This is a genomic window from Thiospirillum jenense (genome assembly GCF_014145225.1).
Lineage (GTDB): Bacteria > Pseudomonadota > Gammaproteobacteria > Chromatiales > Chromatiaceae > Thiospirillum > Thiospirillum jenense.
Genome location: NZ_JABVCQ010000023.1, coordinates 1 through 20,751, shown reverse-complemented (window position 1 = coordinate 20,751; position 20,751 = coordinate 1). Strand labels below are relative to the sequence as shown.

Genomic DNA, 20,751 nt, shown 5'->3' with positions numbered 1-20,751 from the left:
CATGCCCAATCGCACCAATGACCAATCAACCCGCCCCACAACCAATGATTATTCGCTATGATCCGGCGGCTGAGTTTTTCACGTCGGAACGCTGTTTTATTAATGAATTATTCAATACCGCTGCGGATGAATCGCTCTCCATCGCCCAAGCGCGTATTGCACCTGGCGTCACCACGCGCTGGCACACGCTCATTGCAACGACCGAGCGGTATGTCATTTTAGCCGGAGAAGGGTTAATTGAAATCGGTGAATTGCCCGCGCAATTAATGACAGCATTGGATGTGGCAATCATCCCGCCCGGCTGCAAACAACGCATCACCAATAGCGGCACGATAGACTTAATTTTTCTCGCCATTTGTACGCCGCGCTTTATGCCGAAGGTGTATGTTGAAATGGCGCATAGCGAGTGAAATGTTGAATTGTCACAACCTATAAAACGTGTGATAATGACCGGGGCATCGAAGACAAAAATGATTGACTGTCAAATTGAGGAAAGCGTATGAGCATTTCACTGGAAAAGAAACTAGAAGAAGCCACGATTGCAAAAAAACGTTATCGGGCGTCATTTTTCGTGGCAACGGCAGCGTTTTTAATTGTGGTGGGTGTTGTGTACAATCAAACGGTTTTAGAGTATGCCGTATTAGATCAGGTGACGATCACGCGGCAGTCCAATAACGACAATAAAGTTTCATTCAAATACGACGTGATCGAGCCCGGGCGAATTGATTTTATTTATGGACAAGCAATTCTCACGGATCATAAACCCGTACAGCAAGACGATGGCTTTGAATGGACATGGAGTGCGGAGGGGGCAACGACTATTCGGGTCCGCAGCCGCCAGTGGTTATTGCCGCATTGGGATGAACAGACGTTCGAGTTTTAATTCACGGGGATTGAAAATTGGCGCGCCCGACAGGACTTGAACCTGTGACCCCAGCCTTCGGAGGGCTGTACTCTATCCATCTGAGCTACGGGCGCGTATTTTTTTAGCAGAAGGTGCGCTCGGCGGGGATTGCCAAGCGGTCAGTCACACACAAGTTGCGGCGACCTGCGCATTGTGAACCGATACTGGCAGCGGCGTCAAAATTTGTTCACCGCCACTGGTCACGGCGCGGGTGGCGACTAGCTCGGATCGCGCAACGCCTCGACTGCCAACACCTGATACTGCGCCGCTTCCAACACATCCAGCAACACCTGCGGCTGCAACTGCGTAAATGCCCACACCGGCGGATCAACCGGCGGCGCATCATCCCAATCCCGCGAATCCAGTTCCGCTAAATGCGCGCCAGTGTTAGCCAAATGTACCAAACTGACGGCTAACTGGTGTTCCGGCGGCGCAGACAAGGGTGCATGATGAAACTGCAAAATCGCGCACAGCACCGTCGGCAACCCCCAATGTTCTGCCAAAGCGCCACCCAATTCGGCGTGATTAAACCCCAATTCCGCCGTTTCCGCCGCCTCGGGCGAGATCATCGCTGGCGCAGTTAAACAGCTTAAAAATGCCCGCTCGGATTCGTCGGGATTGTGCGAAAACAGCACCAAATGCCCCAAATCGTGCAGCAACCCGCCGAGAAATACCGTACTGGACAATGATTTGGTACGGCCATCCGCTTCCGCCAACAGCCGCGCAATCACGGCACAATACGCCGAATGGCGCCAAAACGTTTCTAATGGAATCAAATGCTGCGTCGGCAAGCGATCCGAAGCGCGGGTGATCGCACCGGCGATAATTAACCGCCGCACCTGCTCGCGTCCTAAAATAGTCAGCGCCCGCTCGACCGAATCCACATGGCGGGCCGCGGCAAATGCGGGGCTATTGGCTAATCGCAGTAACATCACCACCAATGCCGGGTCTTTAGCCAAGCAATTGGCAATTGCCACTTGGGTGCTATTACTATTATCCAATAGCTTTAATACCTCGCCGACGACCCGTGACATTGCTAATAAACGCCCGGTCGATTCAACCAGTTGGTCAATCGTTAAAATCGCCACCGTCTCAGAATGCTCCATGTCAATTCGCCCAATTAGTGACTGCATTGATTATGCAGTCTAAATCTCAATTGCCGGTTCTTTACTATAGCACTCGAGCCGGGTAATTTCAGACTTCAAACATATTCCGCAAACTGTGAAATGCTTCGCTGCTGTCAGCCAGTTCTTCTAAACCCTTGCCCGGTTGAGGAATTTGCAAACCAAACTGCTGAAATGCCGGAATCTCCGCCGCTGCCGGACACGGTTGCCCTAAATGATTGGCGCTTGCCCAGCGGGCAATCACAGTCAGACTGGCGTAATCGGGCGTGTCATTACAATAATCCCAATGATCAACTTGTTCGGCAACCGCAACTAGATCCGCTCCCAAAGTCCAATAATTAATGACTAAGACCCCAGCAATACTGCGCAATTTATCCACCAGGCGTTTGACGCGATCAGCGGTGGGGTTAGCATCATGCTTTTCTAAAAAATGAATAATTGGCACCGCACCAATGCCAGCAATGAGCCCGGCTAATAATGCTCGATCACGATTTAATACTTTTAAATGATCCGCCAATAGGTAACTGAATGCCGAACACAACACACTTTCGGTCCACACATTCGTTATTGCTTCTCGCGTCACATGATGCGTTGCTTTAAATACCTGACGCAAGGCTAAATTAGTTGCCAACATGCGGGTATTATCAAAACCTAAACGCAATACCGCATCGCGCACCGAGAGAATCTCTCTCAAAGCACGAAAGCGGGCGGTATTAGTCGCGTGAATCATTGCGCCCGCCAAGGTGCCATCGCTTTGAATGACTTCAACCAATTCATCAATCCCAACACTCGGGCTGATGGTTAATTGTTGAATACGAATTGCCACCTCCGGCCGCGCTGGCAATTCCAACCGATTTGCTGCAATCAATTCATACAACTCGGCTAAAAACGCACTTTCCACATCGTCTAATTCAATCATATTCACATCCAGTGCACGACGGTGTGCTTCATCCAATACAGCGATTGGTATGTGTAATAATAAACAGGCAGTTTCTGTGATTAATGTATCTTCTGGATCACCGGGTTCTTCAAATAATTCACGCGGTGCCGTCAATCCCAAACAACTGTCAAAGCGATATTCCGTACCTTGACACTTACAATACAAATGACCATCAACTAAAAATAAACGATGATCTGCCACCGAATGACGGCTAATCTGATTGCCCGCTGCAAGTCGCATCAAATGTGCTTCGGCAGCCAATAGTTCACGGATTGTCAATGGCAAATCACGAGTAGTTTCCATCTGCGCAAGTAATGCCAGCACATCAGTTGTTGATGACATAAGTTATTCCTCTGCGAATGACGCAACTGGACACTGCACTTTCAAATACAACATACACATCCCACTATTTTTAATAAAAAGAATTAATCTTTTACAGACACCGGTGTTAGAATAACTATTATCCAGCGTTCTAAAACTATCATAGATAACTTCGCAATCGTGTATGCTTTAATCACTCAATCATGTTCAGTTTTGCTCTAATAGGAGAGCCTACAACTATGAAACAACTTTACCTATCAGCCACGCAAAAATCTTCGGGCAAAACCACCTTGAGTATTGGCTTAACTCGCCTATTTTATCAACGTGGTCATTGCGTACAACCTTTTAAAAAAGGCCCTGATTATATTGACCCGATGTGGTTATCCCTCGCCGCTGGCCGCCCCTGTTACAATTTAGATTTTCATACCACACCCGCTGCTGACATCTACCGAACTTTTATTAATTATGCCGCCAACGCTGATATCAGTTTAATCGAAGGAAACGTCGGTTTATTCGATAGCATTGATCCACGCGGGAGCTATAGTAACGCCGAATTAGTCAAATTATTGCAAGTGCCATTGATATTAGTGATTGATGCAAAAGGCATGGGACGTGGCATCGCACCATTATTATTAGGCTATCAAACATTCGATCCGGCATTGCGTATTCATGGCGTCATTCTCAATCAAGTTGGCGGCGAACGTCATGCCAACAACTTACGGCGCGTGATTGAACACTACACGGATTTACCAATTCTGGGCATTCTACCACGTTATGATGAGTTATCCATCACCGAGCGTCATCTAGGTTTAATTCCAAGTAATGAAATTACAGCAGCCGAAGAACAAATAGCGCGTATTGCGATGCGCGTTGCAGCGCATGTTGACGTGGATGCCCTGTTATCATTAATGACAACCGCGTCCAATCCCCTGCCAACTGATTTAATCCCCGCCGTCATGCCATCAACCCCACCGCACATTCGTATTGGGATTGCCCGCGATTGTGCATTTGGTTTTTATTATCCTGATGATTTACTCGCGCTAGAACATGCAGGTGCCGAACTAATCCCCTTTAGTCCAGTCAATGATCCCGAATTACCCACAGTGGATGCGCTGTTCATTGGTGGCGGCTTTCCTGAATGCTACATGCAGGCATTAGAAGACAATCATACCATGCGTCAAGCAATTAAAAACTGGGTCGCCGATAATAAACCAGTCTATGCTGAATGTGGCGGGTTAATGTATTTATGTCAACGCATTCATTGGCACGGTCACGTCAATCAATTATGCGGTGTCTTAAATGCTGATATTGCTATGCACCCGCGCCCACAAGGTCGGGGGTATGTGCGCTTGCGTGAAACCGCTGCATTTCCCTGGGCAGGCGATGATTTAATTGGCCGCGAAGTCCTGGCACATGAATTTCATCATTCCAGCGTTATTAAAACTGATCCCACTTGGCAATATGCTTACGATGTATTACGCGGCAGCGGAGTTGATGGTCAACATGACGGTATTGTCGCCCAGAATGTATTAGCGAATTACGCGCATTTGCGCAGCACCGGTGGTAATAATTGGACCGGCCGCTTTGTTCAACACATTTGCAAAACGCTAGATGGTTAATGCGTATTGCAATTGCACGGTTTTTAATCAGGAAATAAACAAAAACGCCGAACTAATTGTTGAATTAAAGTTAACGTTGGTGGAATACGGTCAATCGCTAAAAATTCATCTGGCTGATGCGCCTGAGCAATATCACCGGGGCCTAATACAATCGTCTCCATGCCCAATTGATTAAAAAATGGCAATTCAGTGCCAAAACTCACTGCCGCCGCCGGCTGACCAGTTAATTCCTCCGCAATCCGCACGATCAACGAATCAGCGGGCGTTTCACCCGACGGAATACTGTCAAACAGCGGCGTGACGGTCCATTGCAATCCCCGTGATTGGGCAATACGCGCCACCTGCGTTGATAATTCCGTGTGCAAGGTTTCGGGTTGCAATCCGGGCAAAACGCGCATATCCACTTGCAATTCACAACTGCCACAAATGCGATTCGGATTATCGCCGCCGTGAATAGCGCCGAAGTTAATTGTCGGCCACGCAACGGGAAAAGCGTGATTTACATAACGGGTTTTTAATGTGTCACGCCACGCAAATAACGCGGTTAAAACGGCGTGCATTCCTTCTAATGCGCTATTACCCAAACTGGGATCGCTGGCATGACCACTGCGCCCGTGTAATTGAATAGATTCACCCATCACACCCTTATGTAATCGAATAGGTTGCAAATTGGTTGGCTCACCAATCACGGCATAGCGCCCAATTGATCGCCCCGTTGCTGCTAATGCCCGCGCCCCGAGCATGGAGGATTCTTCATCTGCTGTGGCTAATATGACCAGCGGCCGTTTTAATTCGGCTGCCGTTAATCCGCGTGTTGCTTCAAGCACGAGCGCGAAAAAACTTTTCATATCACACATGCCCAGCCCGTATAGCCGTCCATTGTCTTCGGTCAATTGAAACGGATCATATTGCCAGCGCGCTGCATCAATTGGCACGGTGTCGGTGTGACCGGCTAATACTAATCCGTCATTCCCCGCGCCCAGCGTGGCAATTAAATTAGCTTTATCAGGATGGTGCGGTACCGGCAATTGTTCAACCCGAAATCCGGCCGCTGTCAACCAATCAGTTAATAGCGCCAGTAATGGTAAATTGCTTTGATTCCATTCAGCGTGAATGCTGCTAATTGACGGCGTGGCAATTAACGCGGCCAACATCTCTTTTAATGATGGGATGGGCGGTGTCATGTCATTTTTCTCATTGATTGAATTAACTTATGCCGAAGCGCCCCGCCCAGTCACGGGCGAATTGCCAAGCGGTACGGCCGCTGCGTGAGCCGCGTTGTAATGCCCATTGCAATGCGGCACGTTCACACACGGCGCGGGTTTCTTCATCGGTAATAATCATATTAAACGATTCTAACCAATGCCATACAATGGTTAAATATTGCGCTTGGCTGAATGGATAGAATGATAACCATAATCCAAAGCGATCCGATAATGAGATTTTTTCTTCAATGGCTTCGCCGGGGTGAAGTTCACCGTCAATCATGCGCGTATCACGATTATCGTCGTGGAATTCAGTTAATAGGTGACGGCGATTAGAGGTGGCGTAAATTAACACGTTATTGGGCATAGCGGTTAATGAGCCATCGAGCGTGGCTTTCAAGGTTTTATACCCGGATTCCGATGCCTCGAATGACAGATCATCGCAAAAGATAATAAAGTGTTCGGAACGATGACGAATGGGTTCTAGGATGTCGGGCAAATCAATTAAGTCATCCTTGTCCACTTCAATTAAGCGTAGCCCCTGTTCCGCGTAGGTGTTGAATAATGCTTTAATTAATGATGATTTACCAGTGCCGCGTGATCCCCATAATAACACGTTATTGGCACTGCGTCCGGCGAGGAATTGGCGCGTATTACGTTCAATCGTGCTGCGTTGGCTGTTAATACACAATAAATCATCTAAAGCAATGCGATGTGGATAACGCAGTGGTTCTAATTGACCGTATTGACCGTGTTTGCGCCAGCGAAAACTAATTGCTTGCCAATCGGGTGGCGCCGGCCGAGCGGGCAGGAGTGTTTCTAAACGATCTAATAAGCCATTGGCGAGGTTAATAAAGTCGGTTAATTCAGACATGGCAATGGGTTTGGTGAAGAATATTGTTGCGTTTGTTAATTGGTTAGCGGGGCTGGTTACTTCAGTTGCAATGCCGCTGGTTGAATATCAATGCCGACATGTAGTGTCACCCACGCTGTGTTGTTTTGTTTAATAGCCGCGACCAATAAGTATTCAACTGGCGGCGCCGGTGTCATTGCGTTGGTATCCCGCGCATATAGCATTGCGCGCAGGCGACGGCGGAGTTGTGATTGGTCAGTTTGATCGAGTGTTTCATCCAAAATACGCGGGGCAATGCGCGTATCACCAGCGGCCCAAACGCGCTGATATAATTGACCATCTTTGGTTTGAAAATCCGGCCAACCAATTACACCTTCGTATTGATCTAACCAAAAACTCCATTCATCTTCATTACTGGGCGTGACCTCATCTAATAATGAGAAATAGCGGCACTCATCGGGCTGTTTATTTTCATCGAAATGCAATTGAAAGAACTGCTGTTCATCATCAGTCAAATACAACCGCTGCCAATTGAGCGTATCACTGGTGACGGTGCTAACCGCTGTCACTGATAATAATCCACTGCTGGTGGCGGCCTCGGGTGTTTGAATAGCGGTATAGGGCGCCGCTAAAATAAATGCCGACGGGTCAATTGGAATTGTCATACCAACCCGCAATCCCGCCGGCCGCGCTGGTAATTGACTTGCCGCCGTTCGGGTGGGTGATTGTTGAATAGTTGACTGATTATTTGCCGCCCGCCGGTGACGCCATATTAAATAAATCACTAGCCCAATCACTAATAACACAAGACCGCCAAATAGGATTAGCGAGAATAAAAAACGGGCAAATCCGCTGGCGACCCCCGCGACAGCATTGGCAATGGGCGCGCCGCCTGAATAGTTATTTGATGGCAATTCAAGATCAAAATCCAATTCGATTTTTGGCGACCGTTTTGATGAATGATTCGAGAATGACGGAGTACGATTTGACCCGCCAAAACTGTTAATAAGACTCGGCGCGGTAGATGGAGTGCGTGCTTTGGTAACGGCGGCAACGGCTGAATCAAACCGGTCTAATGCACTGGCTGAATTTTGCCGCGCTAATGTTCGATCTGTTTTGCTGCGGGTTGATGGAGTGCGGCTGCGAGTGAATGAACTAGAGCGTGAATAACCCCCGCTGGATTTGCTGCCGCTACTGCCTCGCGCCCAGCTATCATCAATGGGGGCGAGGTATAAAACTAATCCAATTAGGCTAATAAAACATATGCCCCAATTGAATTGGGATAATGCGCTAAAGCGGTGATGAGTGACAAATGTAATAATCATCGCAAGTAATGAACACTTAATAGCTGGGCGTTGTGTTGAGAATGGTGCGACATTAGCGCAGATTCACTGCGAATCACATCATTACTGTAGCATAGTGGCCGAGGAGTACGCTGCGGTTCAATTGGGCAAATCAAGTGCATTACCCGCGTCGCCGTGACGTGAGTTGAGGTTCCCCGCCCGTGCGCGTACTCTTTAATCACTTGCCATTTGCACCGACCATGAGTGACCTCAACCCGTGTCTATTGCCGATTTGTCCGATTCGACCCAACTGGGTTGTCAAGCCGCGCCATCTAAGGGTTTGCGCGCCACCACACTGCTCAGTCAGGATCAACGCCTGATGGGGCGACCGCACCTGTGTAGCGATTGCGGCGTGTGCGATGGGCGCTACAAACCGCAGATGGCGCAGACCTGTGCCTTTGTACGCACCCACGTTGAAGCGCTGGAGCAGCAGCTTTACGGGCGATTGCGGCGGCGCGGTGATGAGGAGCTTTTCGGTGTTTTTCGCAACATGTACGCCGCACGTTTGCAGCAACCCGTCGCCGATGCGCAGTGGTCGGGCATGGTCACGACGCTGGCGGCGCGGCTGCTGGAACAGAAGCAGGTCGAGGCGGTCATCACCACCCGCGCTATTCCTGGCACGCGCTTTGCTCCACAGCCGCTGCTGGCGCGGACGGTGAGTGAAATTCGTGCCAGTGCCGGTAATAAACCGTGTTTGTCACCCAATTTGTCATTACTCGATCAAGTGCGCACCGATGGGATTAAAAAACTCGCGGTCATTGCCACCAGTTGTCAGGTGCAAATGCTGCGCGCATTACAGCCGCAATTGGAATTAACCCATTTAGATATTATTGGCATTCCATGTAGTGACAACGTCACCTATCCCGATTTAACCTTATTCCTGCGATTAATTTCACACTCGCCTGATACCATTGTGCATTATGAATTCATGCCCGATTACAGCGTCTGGATGCGGCATGAAGATGGTCATATTGAACGGCGCAATTTTGTTGATTTTCCAATGGATAAACTCGATGGCGTCTTTCCATCCGCCTGCTTATCCTGCTTTGATTATGCCAATAGTTTAGCCGACATCACCATTGGTTACATGGGCGCACCCTTCGGCTGGCAATGGGTCTTAACCCGCACCGAACGCGGTCAAGCCTTATTCGATTTACTCGCCCCCGAATTAAACACCACGCCCTTAACGAGCGGCGGTGATCGCACCCGGGGAATGCCGCGTTATATTCAAATGCTCGACCGACCGCCCGGCAAACCACCCAAGTTGATTCGCAGTTTCATTGCCTTTTTACAACGCCGCCGCGGCCCGCGTGGATTAGAATTCGCCCGCGCCGTGATTGAAATGAAACTCTTGCGCAATTTACAACACGTCCGGCGGCAATTCGCCCGCTATGAACCGCGCATTGTGCCGTATTATGTCTATTCGGCATTGGCGCCCTACGCGAATGATTACAGCGCCACTTTTAATCGGCAATTACAGCCGTAAATAATTCGATATGCGCTATTAAGTTGGCTTGATTTTTCCATGCTTTTGCGTGGAAATGATTCGTCAAACATTGAATAATTTTGCATTAAACCACTCCTTTTTTAATCTGATTTTTTGGAATTGATCGGTCTCATGCTCGATAAAACTTATTCCCCCAACCGTATTGAAGCGCATTGGTATCCCATTTGGGAAAGCGCTGGTTATTTCACCCCGCAACCGCACGGCACTGGTCATTATTGTATTATGATCCCGCCACCCAATGTCACCGGTAGTTTGCACATGGGGCATGGGTTTAATAATACGATCATGGATACGCTCATTCGATATCAGCGAATGAATGGAGTGCGGACGCTATGGCAAGCGGGGACAGATCACGCCGGTATTGCCACGCAAATGGTAGTTGAACGGCAATTAACCGCGCAGGATTTAACGCGCCATGATCTCGGGCGTGAGGCATTTATTAATCGCGTCTGGGAATGGAAAGCGGAATCGGGCGGTCATATTACGCGGCAATTGCGGCGGCTGGGTTCTTCACTTGATTGGCCGAATGAACGCTTTACCTTAGATGATGGTTTATCCGCCGCGGTGCGCGAAGTGTTTGTGCGGTTATTTGATGAAGGTTTAATTTATCGCGGCAAGCGGTTGGTCAATTGGGATCCAGTATTGCACACCGCCGTTTCTGATTTGGAAGTCTTATCCGAAGATGAAGCCGGGCACATGTGGGATATTCGTTATCCATTGAGTAACGGCAATGGTGAGTTAATTGTTTCCACCACGCGGCCGGAGACGTTATTAGGCGATTGTGCCGTTGCGGTTAATCCTGATGACGAGCGTTATCAGCATTTAATTGGCGCGACCGTGCAATTGCCACTCACCGGTCGGCAGATTCCAATTATTGCCGATAATTATGCCGATCCGTCATTCGGCACCGGTTGCGTTAAAATCACTCCGGCGCATGATTTTAATGATTACGCGGTATGGCAACGCCATCGTGACACGCCCACGTTAATACAGCAACCACACGGCGGTTTAATTAATATTTTTACGCCAGACGCGGTGATTCGAGCGAATCAACCGAATGAAGGTGAATTATTACCGGCGGCTTATGTTGGCTTAGATCGCGTCACCGCTCGCCAGCGGATTGTGGCCGATTTACAAGCGCACGGGTTATTAGTTGGCATTAAAAACCACACGTTGCGGGTGCCGCGAGGTGATCGCTCTGGGGCTATTATTGAACCATATTTAACTGATCAATGGTATGTCAGCATGGCGTCACTCGCCGCACCGGCCATTGCGGCAGTGGAAAATGGGCAAGTGCGTTTTATTCCAGAGCAATGGCAAAACACTTATTTTGATTGGATGCGCAACATTCAAGATTGGTGTATTAGTCGCCAAATTTGGTGGGGGCATCGTATTCCCGCGTGGTATGACGCGACCGGTGCGGTGTATGTCGGGCGATCAGAAACTGACGTGCGCACGAAATATAAACTCGCTAATGATCTGCTATTGAAACAAGATGAAGATGTCTTAGATACCTGGTTTAGTTCAGCATTGTGGCCATTCAGTACGCTCGGCTGGCCAGAATCAACTGAGCGCCTGCGCGAGTTTTACCCAACCGCCGTTTTAATTACCGGGTTCGATATTATTTTCTTTTGGGTCGCCCGCATGTTAATGATGGGCATCAAGTTCATGGGCGACGTGCCATTCCGCGATATTTATATTCACGGATTAGTCCGCGATGCGCACGGCAATAAGATGTCGAAATCAAAAGGCAATGTACTTGACCCGATTGATTTAATAGACGGGATTGATTTAGACAGCTTGTTAATGAAGCGTACCAGCGGGTTAATGCAGCCGCATTTAGCTGATAAAATTGCACAACAAACGCGGCATGAATTTCCCAATGGTATTCCCGCCTTTGGCACGGATGCACTGCGCTTTACCTTTGCTGCATTAGCCACCACTGGGCGCGATATTCAATTTGACTTGGGACGGATTGAAGGCTACCGCAATTTTTGTAATAAACTGTGGAATGCGTCGCGCTATGTTTTATTAAATACCGCCGAGCATGACTGTGGTCAAACTGGCGCTGCGCTGGAATTGAGTGCGGCAGATCGCTGGATTACAGTGCAATTAAATTGCACAATTCAATCCGTCCGTGATGCGCTGGATAATTATCGTTTTGATTTGGCGGCGCAAGCCGTTTATGACTTCACCTGGAATGACTTTTGTGATTGGTATTTAGAATTATCCAAACCGGTTTTAACTAATAAAACGGTCTCAGCCGCTGCGCAACGCGGTACACGGCAAACATTGGTGCAGACATTAGAGACGCTGTTGCGTTTATTGCATCCGCTCATGCCGTTTATGACTGAAGAGATTTGGCAAAAGGTCAAACCATTAGCGGGCGCGAGCGGTGAAACAATTATGCTGGCAGCCTATCCAATTGCAATTAAACCAAGCACAGCCGATCAATCAGCGGTTGCGGAAATCAATTGGGTGCAGCAAGTGATTTTGGGCATTCGTCGTATTAAAGGCGAAATGAACATTGCACCGAGTAAAGCCTTACCCATTGTGATTGCTAATGCCACCGCGCAAGAACAAGAGTGGTTAGATAGCGCCTTGCCGTATTTAACGTTCTTAGCACGGGTTGAATCAATTCAGCAGTTGGGCGCGAATGAAACACTTGCAAACGCGGCATTAACGCTAGTTGGTGAAATGAAAATCTTTATCCCACTGGCGGGGTTAATTGATAAAACTGCCGAATTAACGCGCTTGGAAAAGGACATCTCTCGATTAGAAAGTGACTGTGAGCGCCTGTCAACTAAATTAGCTAATCCCGATTTTGTCGCCCGCGCACCGGCGGCAGTGGTGAATAAAGAACGCGAACGGTTAGCAGAACAACAGACCGCACTGACACAATTAAAAACGCAGCATAATCATTTAATGCAGTCGCTGCAATAATTCGACATTTAACAGGTTATGCGGTAATGTAAATGACTGGTCTGTTAATACGAGGTAGGTGCAGTGGTAACATATCAACCCGGTAAAGAAAAGCGTTCAATCTGTATGATTCGCATCGTTGATTCACTCGCTGAAATCACGCGCTATCAAGATCGTGAATTACTCGAACGCAGCCTCGTTACCACCTTATCTGAACTATTCATAGATGCGGAATTTCGACTTTACCGCGTGATGATGACTGAGGGCATACTGGAATTAGCGTTATTAGCCTACGCCAGCAAGGGGGCAATTGTCTCTGAAGCCCGCCCGCGTCAACGTCATTTACCGCCAGAATTATTCGAAGCGATTTCTGATGCAATTATTAGCAAAGTTGTTATTGAGCGGCGCATAGATGAATCGTCGCTCATTAACATCATTTACCCAGTATACAATCAGCGTGATGAAATCTATGGCGTTTTATTACACGCAACTGCGCAGCCAAGTTTTGAAACGCAACGTTTGACCTATGGTTTACTGCGAATCTATTCTAATTATCTTGCCCTATTAGAAGACAGTCAACGCGACAAATTAACGAATGTATTTAATCGTGAAACGCTGGATGCAGAAATTACCAAACGCATCATTAGTTTTACGCAACATACGCATCAAAACCACAACAGCATTCGACGACGCGATGACGAAGGCTATTATTGGTTATGTTTGTTAGACGTCGATCATTTCAAAAACGTTAATGACACTTGGGGACATTTGTACGGGGATGAGGTGTTAATTTTATTAGCACGATTATTAGAAGCGATCTTTCGTAAAGAAGACCCCGTTTTTCGTTATGGTGGTGAAGAATTCGTCGTCATTTTTCGCACCTTTCATTTAGATGATGCACAATCTGTTGTAGAACGGGCGCGCAAATCTATTGAAAAACATTCGTTTCCCGGCGTAGGACAGGTCACAGTCAGCATTGGTGCCGTGCAAATTTTCGATCAAGATAGCGCCACTAATGTTGTTGACCAAGCGGATAAAGCCTTATATTACGCTAAAACACATGGGCGGAATTGTAGTCATTTTTATGCCGAATTATTAGCCGCTGGATTGATTGAAAAAAGCCAAGTGCAACTATACACAAGTTCAGTGGATTTTTTCTAATCACACCCGCCGCCGCGCCCAATCATTAGATAATTATCATCGCCAATTGCATCTGAAAACTCTGGAGGTTATTATGGAATTAGTCTGCCCGGCGGGCAATTTACCGTCATTAAAAACGGCAGTGGATCATGGCGCCAATGCCGTCTATTTTGGGTTTCGTGATGATACCAATGCACGGCATTTTGCGGGATTAAACTTCACGCCTGCTAAAATGGCCGAAGGCATTGAATACGCCCGACGTCATCGGGTGCGCGTCTTTTTAGCGTTAAATACTTATCCGCAACCGGATGGATTCAAACGGTGGCAAACGGCAGTGGATCAAGCGGCCGAATTAGGTGTTGATGCACTCATAGCTGCTGACCCAGGCGTATTAGAATATGCCAGTACCCATCATCCTAAACTCAATTTACACTTATCGGTGCAAGGGTCAGCAACTAATTATGAAGCCTTGCGGTTTTATCACGATTTATTTGGCATTAAGCGCGCCGTCTTGCCGCGTGTATTGTCAATGAGTCAGGTGCGTCACACCATTGAAAACAGCCCAGTTGAAATAGAAGTGTTTGCATTTGGCAGCCTATGCGTCATGGTTGAAGGGCGCTGCATTCTGTCATCCTATGCCACCGGACGTTCACCTAATACCTTTGGCGCCTGTTCACCTGCCAGTCATGTTGAATGGATTGAAACGCCTAATGGTTTAGATACGCGCTTGGGCGGTGTGTTAATTCAACGCCATCCCAAAGGGGAAAATGTTGGCTATCCAACGCTATGCAAAGGCACCTTCCGCGTCGGTAATAACACCTATCATGCGATTGAAGAACCGACCAGTTTAAATGTCATGGAGTTATTACCTGAATTAGCAGCTGCTGGTGTCAAAGCAATTAAAATCGAAGGTCGGCAACGCAGCCCCGTGTATGTCGGCCAAGTCACCCGTATTTGGCGCGCTGCATTAGATGCTTTTGAACGCGACCCCGCCCATTTCACTCCCCGTCCCGAATGGACAGCCGAATTAGGCAAGGTCTCAGAAGGTGCGCAAACCACACTTGGCGCCTATCATCGTCCCTGGCAATAATTATCATTAGGAAATAAAACACGCTATTATGACAGACGTTGCTTCTCACCAACCACGCCTCGCTCTCGGCCCAATTGCATATTATTGGCCACGCGCTCGCGTTCAAGACTTTTATACTCAAATTAGCACTGCACCAGTGGACATCGTTTATTTGGGTGAAACGGTGTGTTCTAAACGTAACGAATTGCGCTTGGATGATTGGTTAGCCATTGCCGAAACCCTGACAGCAGCGGGAAAAGAAGTGGTGTTATCCACGCTCGCGTTATTAGAAGCTGAATCAGAGTTAATTCGCCTGCGCGAGATTTGCAATAATGGGCGCTATCGGGTAGAAGCCAATGACATGGGCGCGGTGCAATTATTACGCGGCCAAGCGTTTGTGGTTGGGCATAGTGTCAACGTTTATAATGATCGCACCCTTGCTTTATTAGCGCGGCAGGGTTTAATGCGATGGGTATTGCCGGTTGAATTAACTGCCGCAACCTTAGCTGACATGCAGCGCTTGCGCCCGTCCGGTATTGAAACCGAAGTGGTGGTGTATGGGCGGATTCCATTAGCGTATTCGGCACGCTGTTTTACGGCGCGGGCGCGTAATTTGCCAAAAGATGATTGCCATTATTGTTGTATTGATTACCCCGACGGATTGGTATTAACAACGCAAGATAATCAAGGCTTTTTGGTATTAAATGGCATTCAAACCCAATCAGCGCGTACTGTCAATTTGCTATCCGAATTGCCACGCCTGCGTGAATTGCAGGTAGAGAGTATTCGTATTCAACCGCAAGCGGAACACACGTTAGACATTATTGATGTGTTCCACCAATGTTTAATAGGTGAGCAAACGACCAGTGAGGCCAGTGCAGCATTAGAATCATTCATGCCAACTGGCGGCTGTGATGGGTATTGGCACGGCGGGGCGGGAATGGAAAAACGTTACGAATCCTAATGCGAATGGCAAATAAAGTTGGGCGGCTGACCAATGAGTAGCCGCTGGCTGGTTTTGCATTTCACTGGCAAGTGGGTGAATGATGCAGGCAACTAACGGCAGGGAAATGACAGGTAAAACTGCTGCCAACGCCAAGTTCACTGGCAATAGAAAATTGGGCTTCATGGCGATGTAAAATGTGTTTAACAATGGCTAATCCCAATCCTGTGCCACCTGATGCGCGGGAGCGGGCTTTATCCACGCGGTAAAAGCGTTCACTCAAACGCGGTAAATGTTCGGCGGCAATGCCGGGGCCATTATCCGTGACGCGAAAACAAGCGCCCTGTTCATCTTCATGCCAATTGATCGTAATAACGGTGTGCAGTGGGGTATGTTTGACGGCATTAAAAATCAGATTAGACAAGGCACTGTGCAATTCGCGTTGATTGCCAATTAGTTCTAATTGTGTATCCAGATTAAGAACGAATAGATGTTGATCGCCGCTTAATGCCCGCGCCTCTATGACAATCAATTCTACTTCATCAGCGACTGCCACTGTGGTCATTTCGCTGGCATGTTCTTCTAATTCCAATCGTGATAAAGTTAGCAGGTCTTCAATAATGGTCTGCATCCGTTCTGCTTGATTGCGCATTAAATTAAGTGGCCGCTGGTGGCTGTCGGGGGTGAGTGTAGATTCACTCAGATTTTCTAAAAATCCTGCAATGACTGTTAATGGTGTGCGCAATTCGTGTGAGGCATTGGCGACAAAGTCGCGGTGAATTAAATTCAGATGAAACACTTTGGTAATATCCCGCCCCACCACTAAACATTGTTTGCGTCTTTCGCCAAAAGGGGTGACGCGCACGGAGAGAATGAGTGATTGATTATGCTCGGGGATGAGTTCAATTGGGCGCGTATCATCACCATTTAAGAGATAATTGCGCAGGGGGAGTGAATGGACGATGTCGGTGAAATAACGCCCTTGATCGGCGGGCATGAGAATACCCATTAACGCTGCCGCCGCGGGATTTGCCCATTCAATTCTTTTGACTTTATCTAAGACAATGAGCGCGTCAGGTAAAGAGTGCGCCGCCTCGCGGAAGCGCCGACTAAACCGCAATTGCCGTTTGCGTCCTTTGCGGGCGCGTTGTTGATAATGTGCAATAGCGCGATAAATGTCGCCCCATAGCCCGAGTGGAAATGGCGGAATTAAACGGTGATGTTGGCGAATTAACCGGGTGAGTTGTCCCAGTAATAATAAATGGCGAATCAAATAGGGTAGCAGAGCGAATAATACAGCAGTTGCAACTGTGAAGCCAATTAGATATAACAGCGCGGTGACTAATACGATTGCGCCAATGAGAATCAATTCAAAAAACCAATGAGTCTGCTGAATGCGGTGGGTTATCATTTGTATCAATTGGTGCGCATCAGTGACCCGGCGTAATTGGGTTGGTCGCCAAACGTTATCCATTTTGTTATCGGTCTGAAAAGCGGTAGCCGAGGCCGCGCACGGTTTGTAATAAACCATGATGTCCGCTCTGTTCTAATGCTTTGCGTAAGCGCCGAATATGCACATCAACGGTGCGCTCTTCGACATAGACTTGATTACCCCATACTTGATCGAGTAATTGTGAACGGCTAAAGGCGCGGTCAGCGTGGGTCATAAAAAAGTGTAATAGACGGTATTCGGTGGGTGCGATTTCAACGGGTCGGCCATTGGCGCTGACGCGGTGACTAATATGATCGATGCGCAAGCCGGCGATTTCTATTTGATCTTCACTATTTTCTGGTTTGCTGCGGCGTAAGACGGCATGAATGCGGGCGACCATTTCACGCGGTGAAAAGGGTTTAGCAATGTAATCATCTGCGCCGGTGTCTAATCCTTTGACGCGATCTTCTTCTTCGCCTCGCGCACTAATCATAATAATTGGAATGGTTTTGGTTTTGGGGTTTTGTTTTAATTGAACAGCCAATTCTAAGCCGGAGCGGCCGGGCAGCATCCAGTCTAATAAAATCAGGTCAATTTCATCATGTAGTTGTTTGCGTGCTTCGTCGGCATGACCGGCTTCGCGGACATAAAAACCCGCGCCTTCTAATGTAAACCGAATCAATTCACGAATGTCTGGTTCATCTTCAACGATTAATACATTTGGCATAATGGTATCATTCAATTATGACGGTGCTTGGGCGATTAGCGCCAGCAGCCTGTTGAAATAAACCATGAGTGTATGTCGGCAAGGTTACGATCTAATGACTAATAAAGTGTTGAGTAGTTTGCGCGTTGATAATTGCCTTGTTGTTACCTGTGGCATTTATTTTGCAAGAGCAGTCAATTGCAATCACCTGTCAGCTTTATGGCGCCCAATAATGTTAATGCGTATCAGTTTTAGTCAACGCGCCTGGCGATGGCGCACCTTTGGTATGGCGTGTTTGCTGGCGTGTCTATGTCACACCAGTACGGCACAAGTGTTTGAATCTACTGACAATATTGCCAGAACGGCGCGCACGTTTTTAGCCGATGAGATGCAGCGCCGTTACCCGAATCACACGGTGCAGGTCGAGGTTGATCCGCTGGATGCGCGGTTGCAATTTGCCCAATGTGACCACGCGGTGCGGGCGGAATTGGCGCCGGGGAGTCACAAACGCGGCGGCAATGTCAGTGTGCGCGTATTTTGTACCGAGCCGACGCGCTGGTCGGTGTTTGTGCCGAGTCGCGTGACGATTTTTGGTCAGGTGTTGGTGGTGGCGCGGCCATTGGCGCGGTCACAGCGCATCACCGCCGCCGATGTTCAATTAGAACAACGCGATGTTTCGGTGTTGCCAAATGGTTATTTTGATACGCCTAGCGCGGTATTGGGTTTGCAAACCAAGCGGGTGTTAGTGCCGGGGCAGGTGTTAAATAGTGGGCAATTGATGCCGCCGCTGTTAATTAAACGCGGGCAATTGGTGACGTTGCGCGCTGGGGCGGGGGGGGTACATGTTGACATGCAGGGCGAGGCGCTGGCTGACGGCAGTTTGGGGCAACGAATTCAGGCGCGCAACCAGTCGAGTCGGCGGGTGGTGGAGGGCGTGATTATTGCTGATGGGATCATCGAGGTGGCACAATGATAATCAGGTATGATGTTGTTTTAATAGATAATTCTGGCTGCAACCAGTCGCGCTGTGTAACATCACATTTCAAGTTTTGCGCAGAAATGCCGATAACTCATTCAAAGCACCGAGTGATTCAATTCGCATTGCTATTTGTTTAAGGACAATTCCTATGGACATTAAACCGTCATCTGGCAAAACATTTATCGCGGATAAACTGGTCAAGGTCGCCAAATTGTCGTCACCATCTACTGTGGCAGTAACGCACACAGCGCGGGCGAGTGACGAATCGGTGACGCTGACTTCTAGCACCCACGCCACCAATAAGGCGCCATTTAATCATGATCGGGTGCGCGAATTAAAAACGGCGCTTGCTGAAGGGCGTTATAGTATTGATTATCAGCGCTTGGCTGGCAAGATTATTGACGCCGAATGTTTTGGTTGAGCGTGAAAACCAACGGCGTATTGAATACGCAAAACGGATCGCTTCCGGGCGATTGGTGCCGCGGCGTTTATTATGTAGGTGAGTGATCGAAATGATGGATAAACAGCATCCGTTTTATATGTCATTGGAGCGTTCCATCGCGCTGGCGCTGCAATTAGAAAACGCATTAGCCGAAGAAACCAGTGCGATTGAACGTCGTGATGCTGATCTATTGCAACAGGTGGTCGCCGCTAAAAAAGGAATTGTGATGCGGTTGGAACAAGAAACCCAATTACAACGGCAGCAGGTTGAAAATAGCGGTCAAGCCTTTACGCCGCAAGGGTTGGATGTGTTTTTAACAGCATTGGATGATAGCACTCGCACGTTAATAACCCAGTGGAATAGCTTGCGGCAGGTGATCGTGCGCTGTGATTTAATGAATAAAACCAATGCCCGGTTAATTGAACGCCACCGCCAGCGCGTCGCTACAACCATTCAATTATTGCGGGGTGATGATGGCAATGGTGGTGTTTATACGCCTAAAGGACAGACTACGCCGATCACGGTGCAACGCCGCACGCTCAGTCGTGCTTAAATGACCTTAAATCGGTTATTATGGCATGAGGGCTATATAACGCATTAGATAAAACTGCTATGAAAGAAATTGTTCCGCCTCAATTGTCGCCGGTGTCGCTGCGTACCGAGACGGGGCGCGGAACGTTAATTGAGCGTGGGCAAGCGGTCACGACACCAACGCCGCCGCCAGTTGAATCATCTCCAACCGCTTTGCAATTGACGCCGGGAATGCGTTTGGAGGCGCAAGTGCGACCGTTGGGCGCTGGGCATGAGGCATTAGTACGCTTGCGTCCGGCGGATGGTCACGGTGAATGGTCGCCGCCAATGCGGGTGCAATTAACTGCATCGCCACCGCCTCAACCAATTCCCCCGCTACCGCCATTACAAATTGCTGCTAAAGGTGCCTCCGCGCATTTAGTTCAGCAATACGCGGCGGTCGGTTATAATTCACCAATTTCGCAAAGAGCGCGCCCTGCAACTCAGCGTTCTGAATTAAACTCAATTCCTGCCCGTCAATCAACTGACCAACAAGTCAATTCATCCGATTTGCCTGAATTACCGCCTATTCCAGTTCGTCAAACGCAATCATTGCCAACTAATCAACCAATTGACTTGCCTGAATTACCGCCCATTCCAACTCGTCAAACGCAGTCATTGCCAACTAATCAACCAATTGAGTCGCTTGAATTACCGCCAATTCCCGCACGTCAACCGCAATCATTGCCGACTAATCAACCAATTGACTCGCTTGAATTACCACCCGTCCCC

19 protein-coding genes and 1 tRNA gene are annotated in these 20,751 nt (G+C 48.3%); 12 read left to right on the top strand and 8 right to left on the bottom strand.

Features of this window, described 5'->3' with window-relative positions:
- Positions 1-17 precede the first annotated feature (17 nt).
- Positions 18-410: a cupin domain-containing protein gene (locus tag HUK38_RS10550; protein ID WP_238787591.1), complete on the top strand. Its 393-nt coding sequence runs from the start codon at positions 18-20 to the stop codon at positions 408-410.
- An 89-nt stretch (positions 411-499) separates the two neighbouring features.
- Positions 500-883: a hypothetical protein gene (locus HUK38_RS10545; protein ID WP_182584293.1), complete on the top strand. Its 384-nt coding sequence runs from the start codon at positions 500-502 to the stop codon at positions 881-883.
- A gap of 18 nt (positions 884-901) precedes the next feature.
- Here HUK38_RS10545 and HUK38_RS10540 read toward each other — a convergent pair.
- The 3 genes from HUK38_RS10540 to HUK38_RS10530 form a co-directional block, all read right to left on the bottom strand.
- A tRNA-Arg gene (locus HUK38_RS10540) sits at positions 902-978 on the bottom strand.
- Between the two features lie 144 nt (positions 979-1,122).
- Positions 1,123-2,037, bottom strand: coding sequence for an HDOD domain-containing protein (locus HUK38_RS10535; RefSeq protein WP_238787590.1), 915 nt, complete (start codon positions 2,035-2,037; stop codon positions 1,123-1,125).
- Between the two features lie 61 nt (positions 2,038-2,098).
- Positions 2,099-3,310: an HDOD domain-containing protein gene (locus HUK38_RS10530; protein ID WP_182584292.1), complete on the bottom strand. Its 1,212-nt coding sequence runs from the start codon at positions 3,308-3,310 to the stop codon at positions 2,099-2,101.
- Positions 3,311-3,528: 218 nt separating this feature from the next.
- Here HUK38_RS10530 and HUK38_RS10525 point away from each other — a divergent pair, with 218 nt between their 5' ends.
- The gene (locus HUK38_RS10525; protein ID WP_182584291.1) at positions 3,529-4,908 is read left to right on the top strand and encodes a cobyrinic acid a,c-diamide synthase CobB; all 1,380 of its coding nucleotides are present in this window, start codon (positions 3,529-3,531) and stop codon (positions 4,906-4,908) included.
- Between the two features lie 23 nt (positions 4,909-4,931).
- Here the strand turns inward: HUK38_RS10525 and argE are convergent, their stop codons facing one another.
- From argE to HUK38_RS10510, 3 genes are read right to left on the bottom strand one after another with little or no spacing between them, the layout of a single operon-like run.
- Positions 4,932-6,092 carry an acetylornithine deacetylase gene (gene argE / locus HUK38_RS10520; RefSeq protein WP_182584290.1) on the bottom strand — a complete coding sequence of 387 codons (1,161 nt, stop codon included), beginning with the start codon at positions 6,090-6,092 and terminating at the stop codon, positions 4,932-4,934.
- Positions 6,093-6,114: 22 nt separating this feature from the next.
- Complete coding sequence (locus tag HUK38_RS10515; protein WP_182584289.1) at positions 6,115-6,987, bottom strand: ATP-binding protein; 873 nt, start codon at positions 6,985-6,987, stop codon at positions 6,115-6,117.
- Positions 6,988-7,043: 56 nt separating this feature from the next.
- The gene (locus HUK38_RS10510) at positions 7,044-8,291 is read right to left on the bottom strand and encodes a DUF2491 family protein (protein ID WP_182584288.1); all 1,248 of its coding nucleotides are present in this window, start codon (positions 8,289-8,291) and stop codon (positions 7,044-7,046) included.
- A gap of 235 nt (positions 8,292-8,526) precedes the next feature.
- On the opposite strand from HUK38_RS10510, the gene HUK38_RS10505 reads away from it, so the two are divergent.
- The 5 genes from HUK38_RS10505 to ubiV all read left to right on the top strand — a co-directional run bounded on the left by HUK38_RS10505 (position 8,527) and on the right by ubiV (position 15,911).
- The gene (locus HUK38_RS10505; RefSeq protein ID WP_338065405.1) at positions 8,527-9,795 is read left to right on the top strand and encodes a Coenzyme F420 hydrogenase/dehydrogenase, beta subunit C-terminal domain; all 1,269 of its coding nucleotides are present in this window, start codon (positions 8,527-8,529) and stop codon (positions 9,793-9,795) included.
- A gap of 132 nt (positions 9,796-9,927) precedes the next feature.
- Positions 9,928-12,759 carry a valine--tRNA ligase gene (locus HUK38_RS10500; RefSeq protein ID WP_182584287.1) on the top strand — a complete coding sequence of 944 codons (2,832 nt, stop codon included), beginning with the start codon at positions 9,928-9,930 and terminating at the stop codon, positions 12,757-12,759.
- A gap of 63 nt (positions 12,760-12,822) precedes the next feature.
- Positions 12,823-13,899: a GGDEF domain-containing protein gene (locus HUK38_RS10495; protein WP_338065404.1), complete on the top strand. Its 1,077-nt coding sequence runs from the start codon at positions 12,823-12,825 to the stop codon at positions 13,897-13,899.
- 73 nt (positions 13,900-13,972) lie between these two features.
- Positions 13,973-14,968: a ubiquinone anaerobic biosynthesis protein UbiU gene (gene ubiU / locus HUK38_RS10490; RefSeq protein WP_182584285.1), complete on the top strand. Its 996-nt coding sequence runs from the start codon at positions 13,973-13,975 to the stop codon at positions 14,966-14,968.
- A gap of 28 nt (positions 14,969-14,996) precedes the next feature.
- Positions 14,997-15,911 (top strand): ubiquinone anaerobic biosynthesis protein UbiV, encoded by a 915-nt coding sequence (ubiV, locus tag HUK38_RS10485; protein WP_182584284.1) that lies wholly within the window; start codon positions 14,997-14,999, stop codon positions 15,909-15,911.
- Positions 15,912-15,972: 61 nt separating this feature from the next.
- On the opposite strand, the gene phoR is transcribed toward ubiV, so the two are convergent.
- Together phoR and phoB are read right to left on the bottom strand one after the other, a co-directional pair.
- A complete protein-coding gene (gene phoR, locus HUK38_RS10480; protein ID WP_182584283.1) occupies positions 15,973-17,301 on the bottom strand; it encodes a phosphate regulon sensor histidine kinase PhoR in 1,329 nt (442 codons plus the stop codon).
- Between the two features lie 67 nt (positions 17,302-17,368).
- On the bottom strand, positions 17,369-18,049 hold the full coding sequence (gene phoB, locus HUK38_RS10475; RefSeq protein ID WP_182584282.1) for a phosphate regulon transcriptional regulator PhoB: 681 nt from the start codon (positions 18,047-18,049) through the stop codon (positions 17,369-17,371).
- A gap of 211 nt (positions 18,050-18,260) precedes the next feature.
- Here phoB and flgA point away from each other — a divergent pair, with 211 nt between their 5' ends.
- The 4 genes from flgA to HUK38_RS10455 form a co-directional block, all read left to right on the top strand.
- On the top strand, positions 18,261-19,001 hold the full coding sequence (gene flgA, locus HUK38_RS10470; protein WP_238787589.1) for a flagellar basal body P-ring formation chaperone FlgA: 741 nt from the start codon (positions 18,261-18,263) through the stop codon (positions 18,999-19,001).
- Positions 19,002-19,155: 154 nt separating this feature from the next.
- Entirely contained in the window at positions 19,156-19,428 is a 273-nt protein-coding gene (gene flgM, locus HUK38_RS10465; protein ID WP_182584280.1) for a flagellar biosynthesis anti-sigma factor FlgM, read from the top strand.
- Between the two features lie 91 nt (positions 19,429-19,519).
- Positions 19,520-20,002 (top strand): flagella synthesis protein FlgN, encoded by a 483-nt coding sequence (locus tag HUK38_RS10460; RefSeq protein WP_182584279.1) that lies wholly within the window; start codon positions 19,520-19,522, stop codon positions 20,000-20,002.
- A 59-nt stretch (positions 20,003-20,061) separates the two neighbouring features.
- A partial coding sequence (locus HUK38_RS10455) for a hypothetical protein (RefSeq protein ID WP_182584278.1) occupies positions 20,062-20,751 on the top strand: 690 nt, incomplete at its 3' end.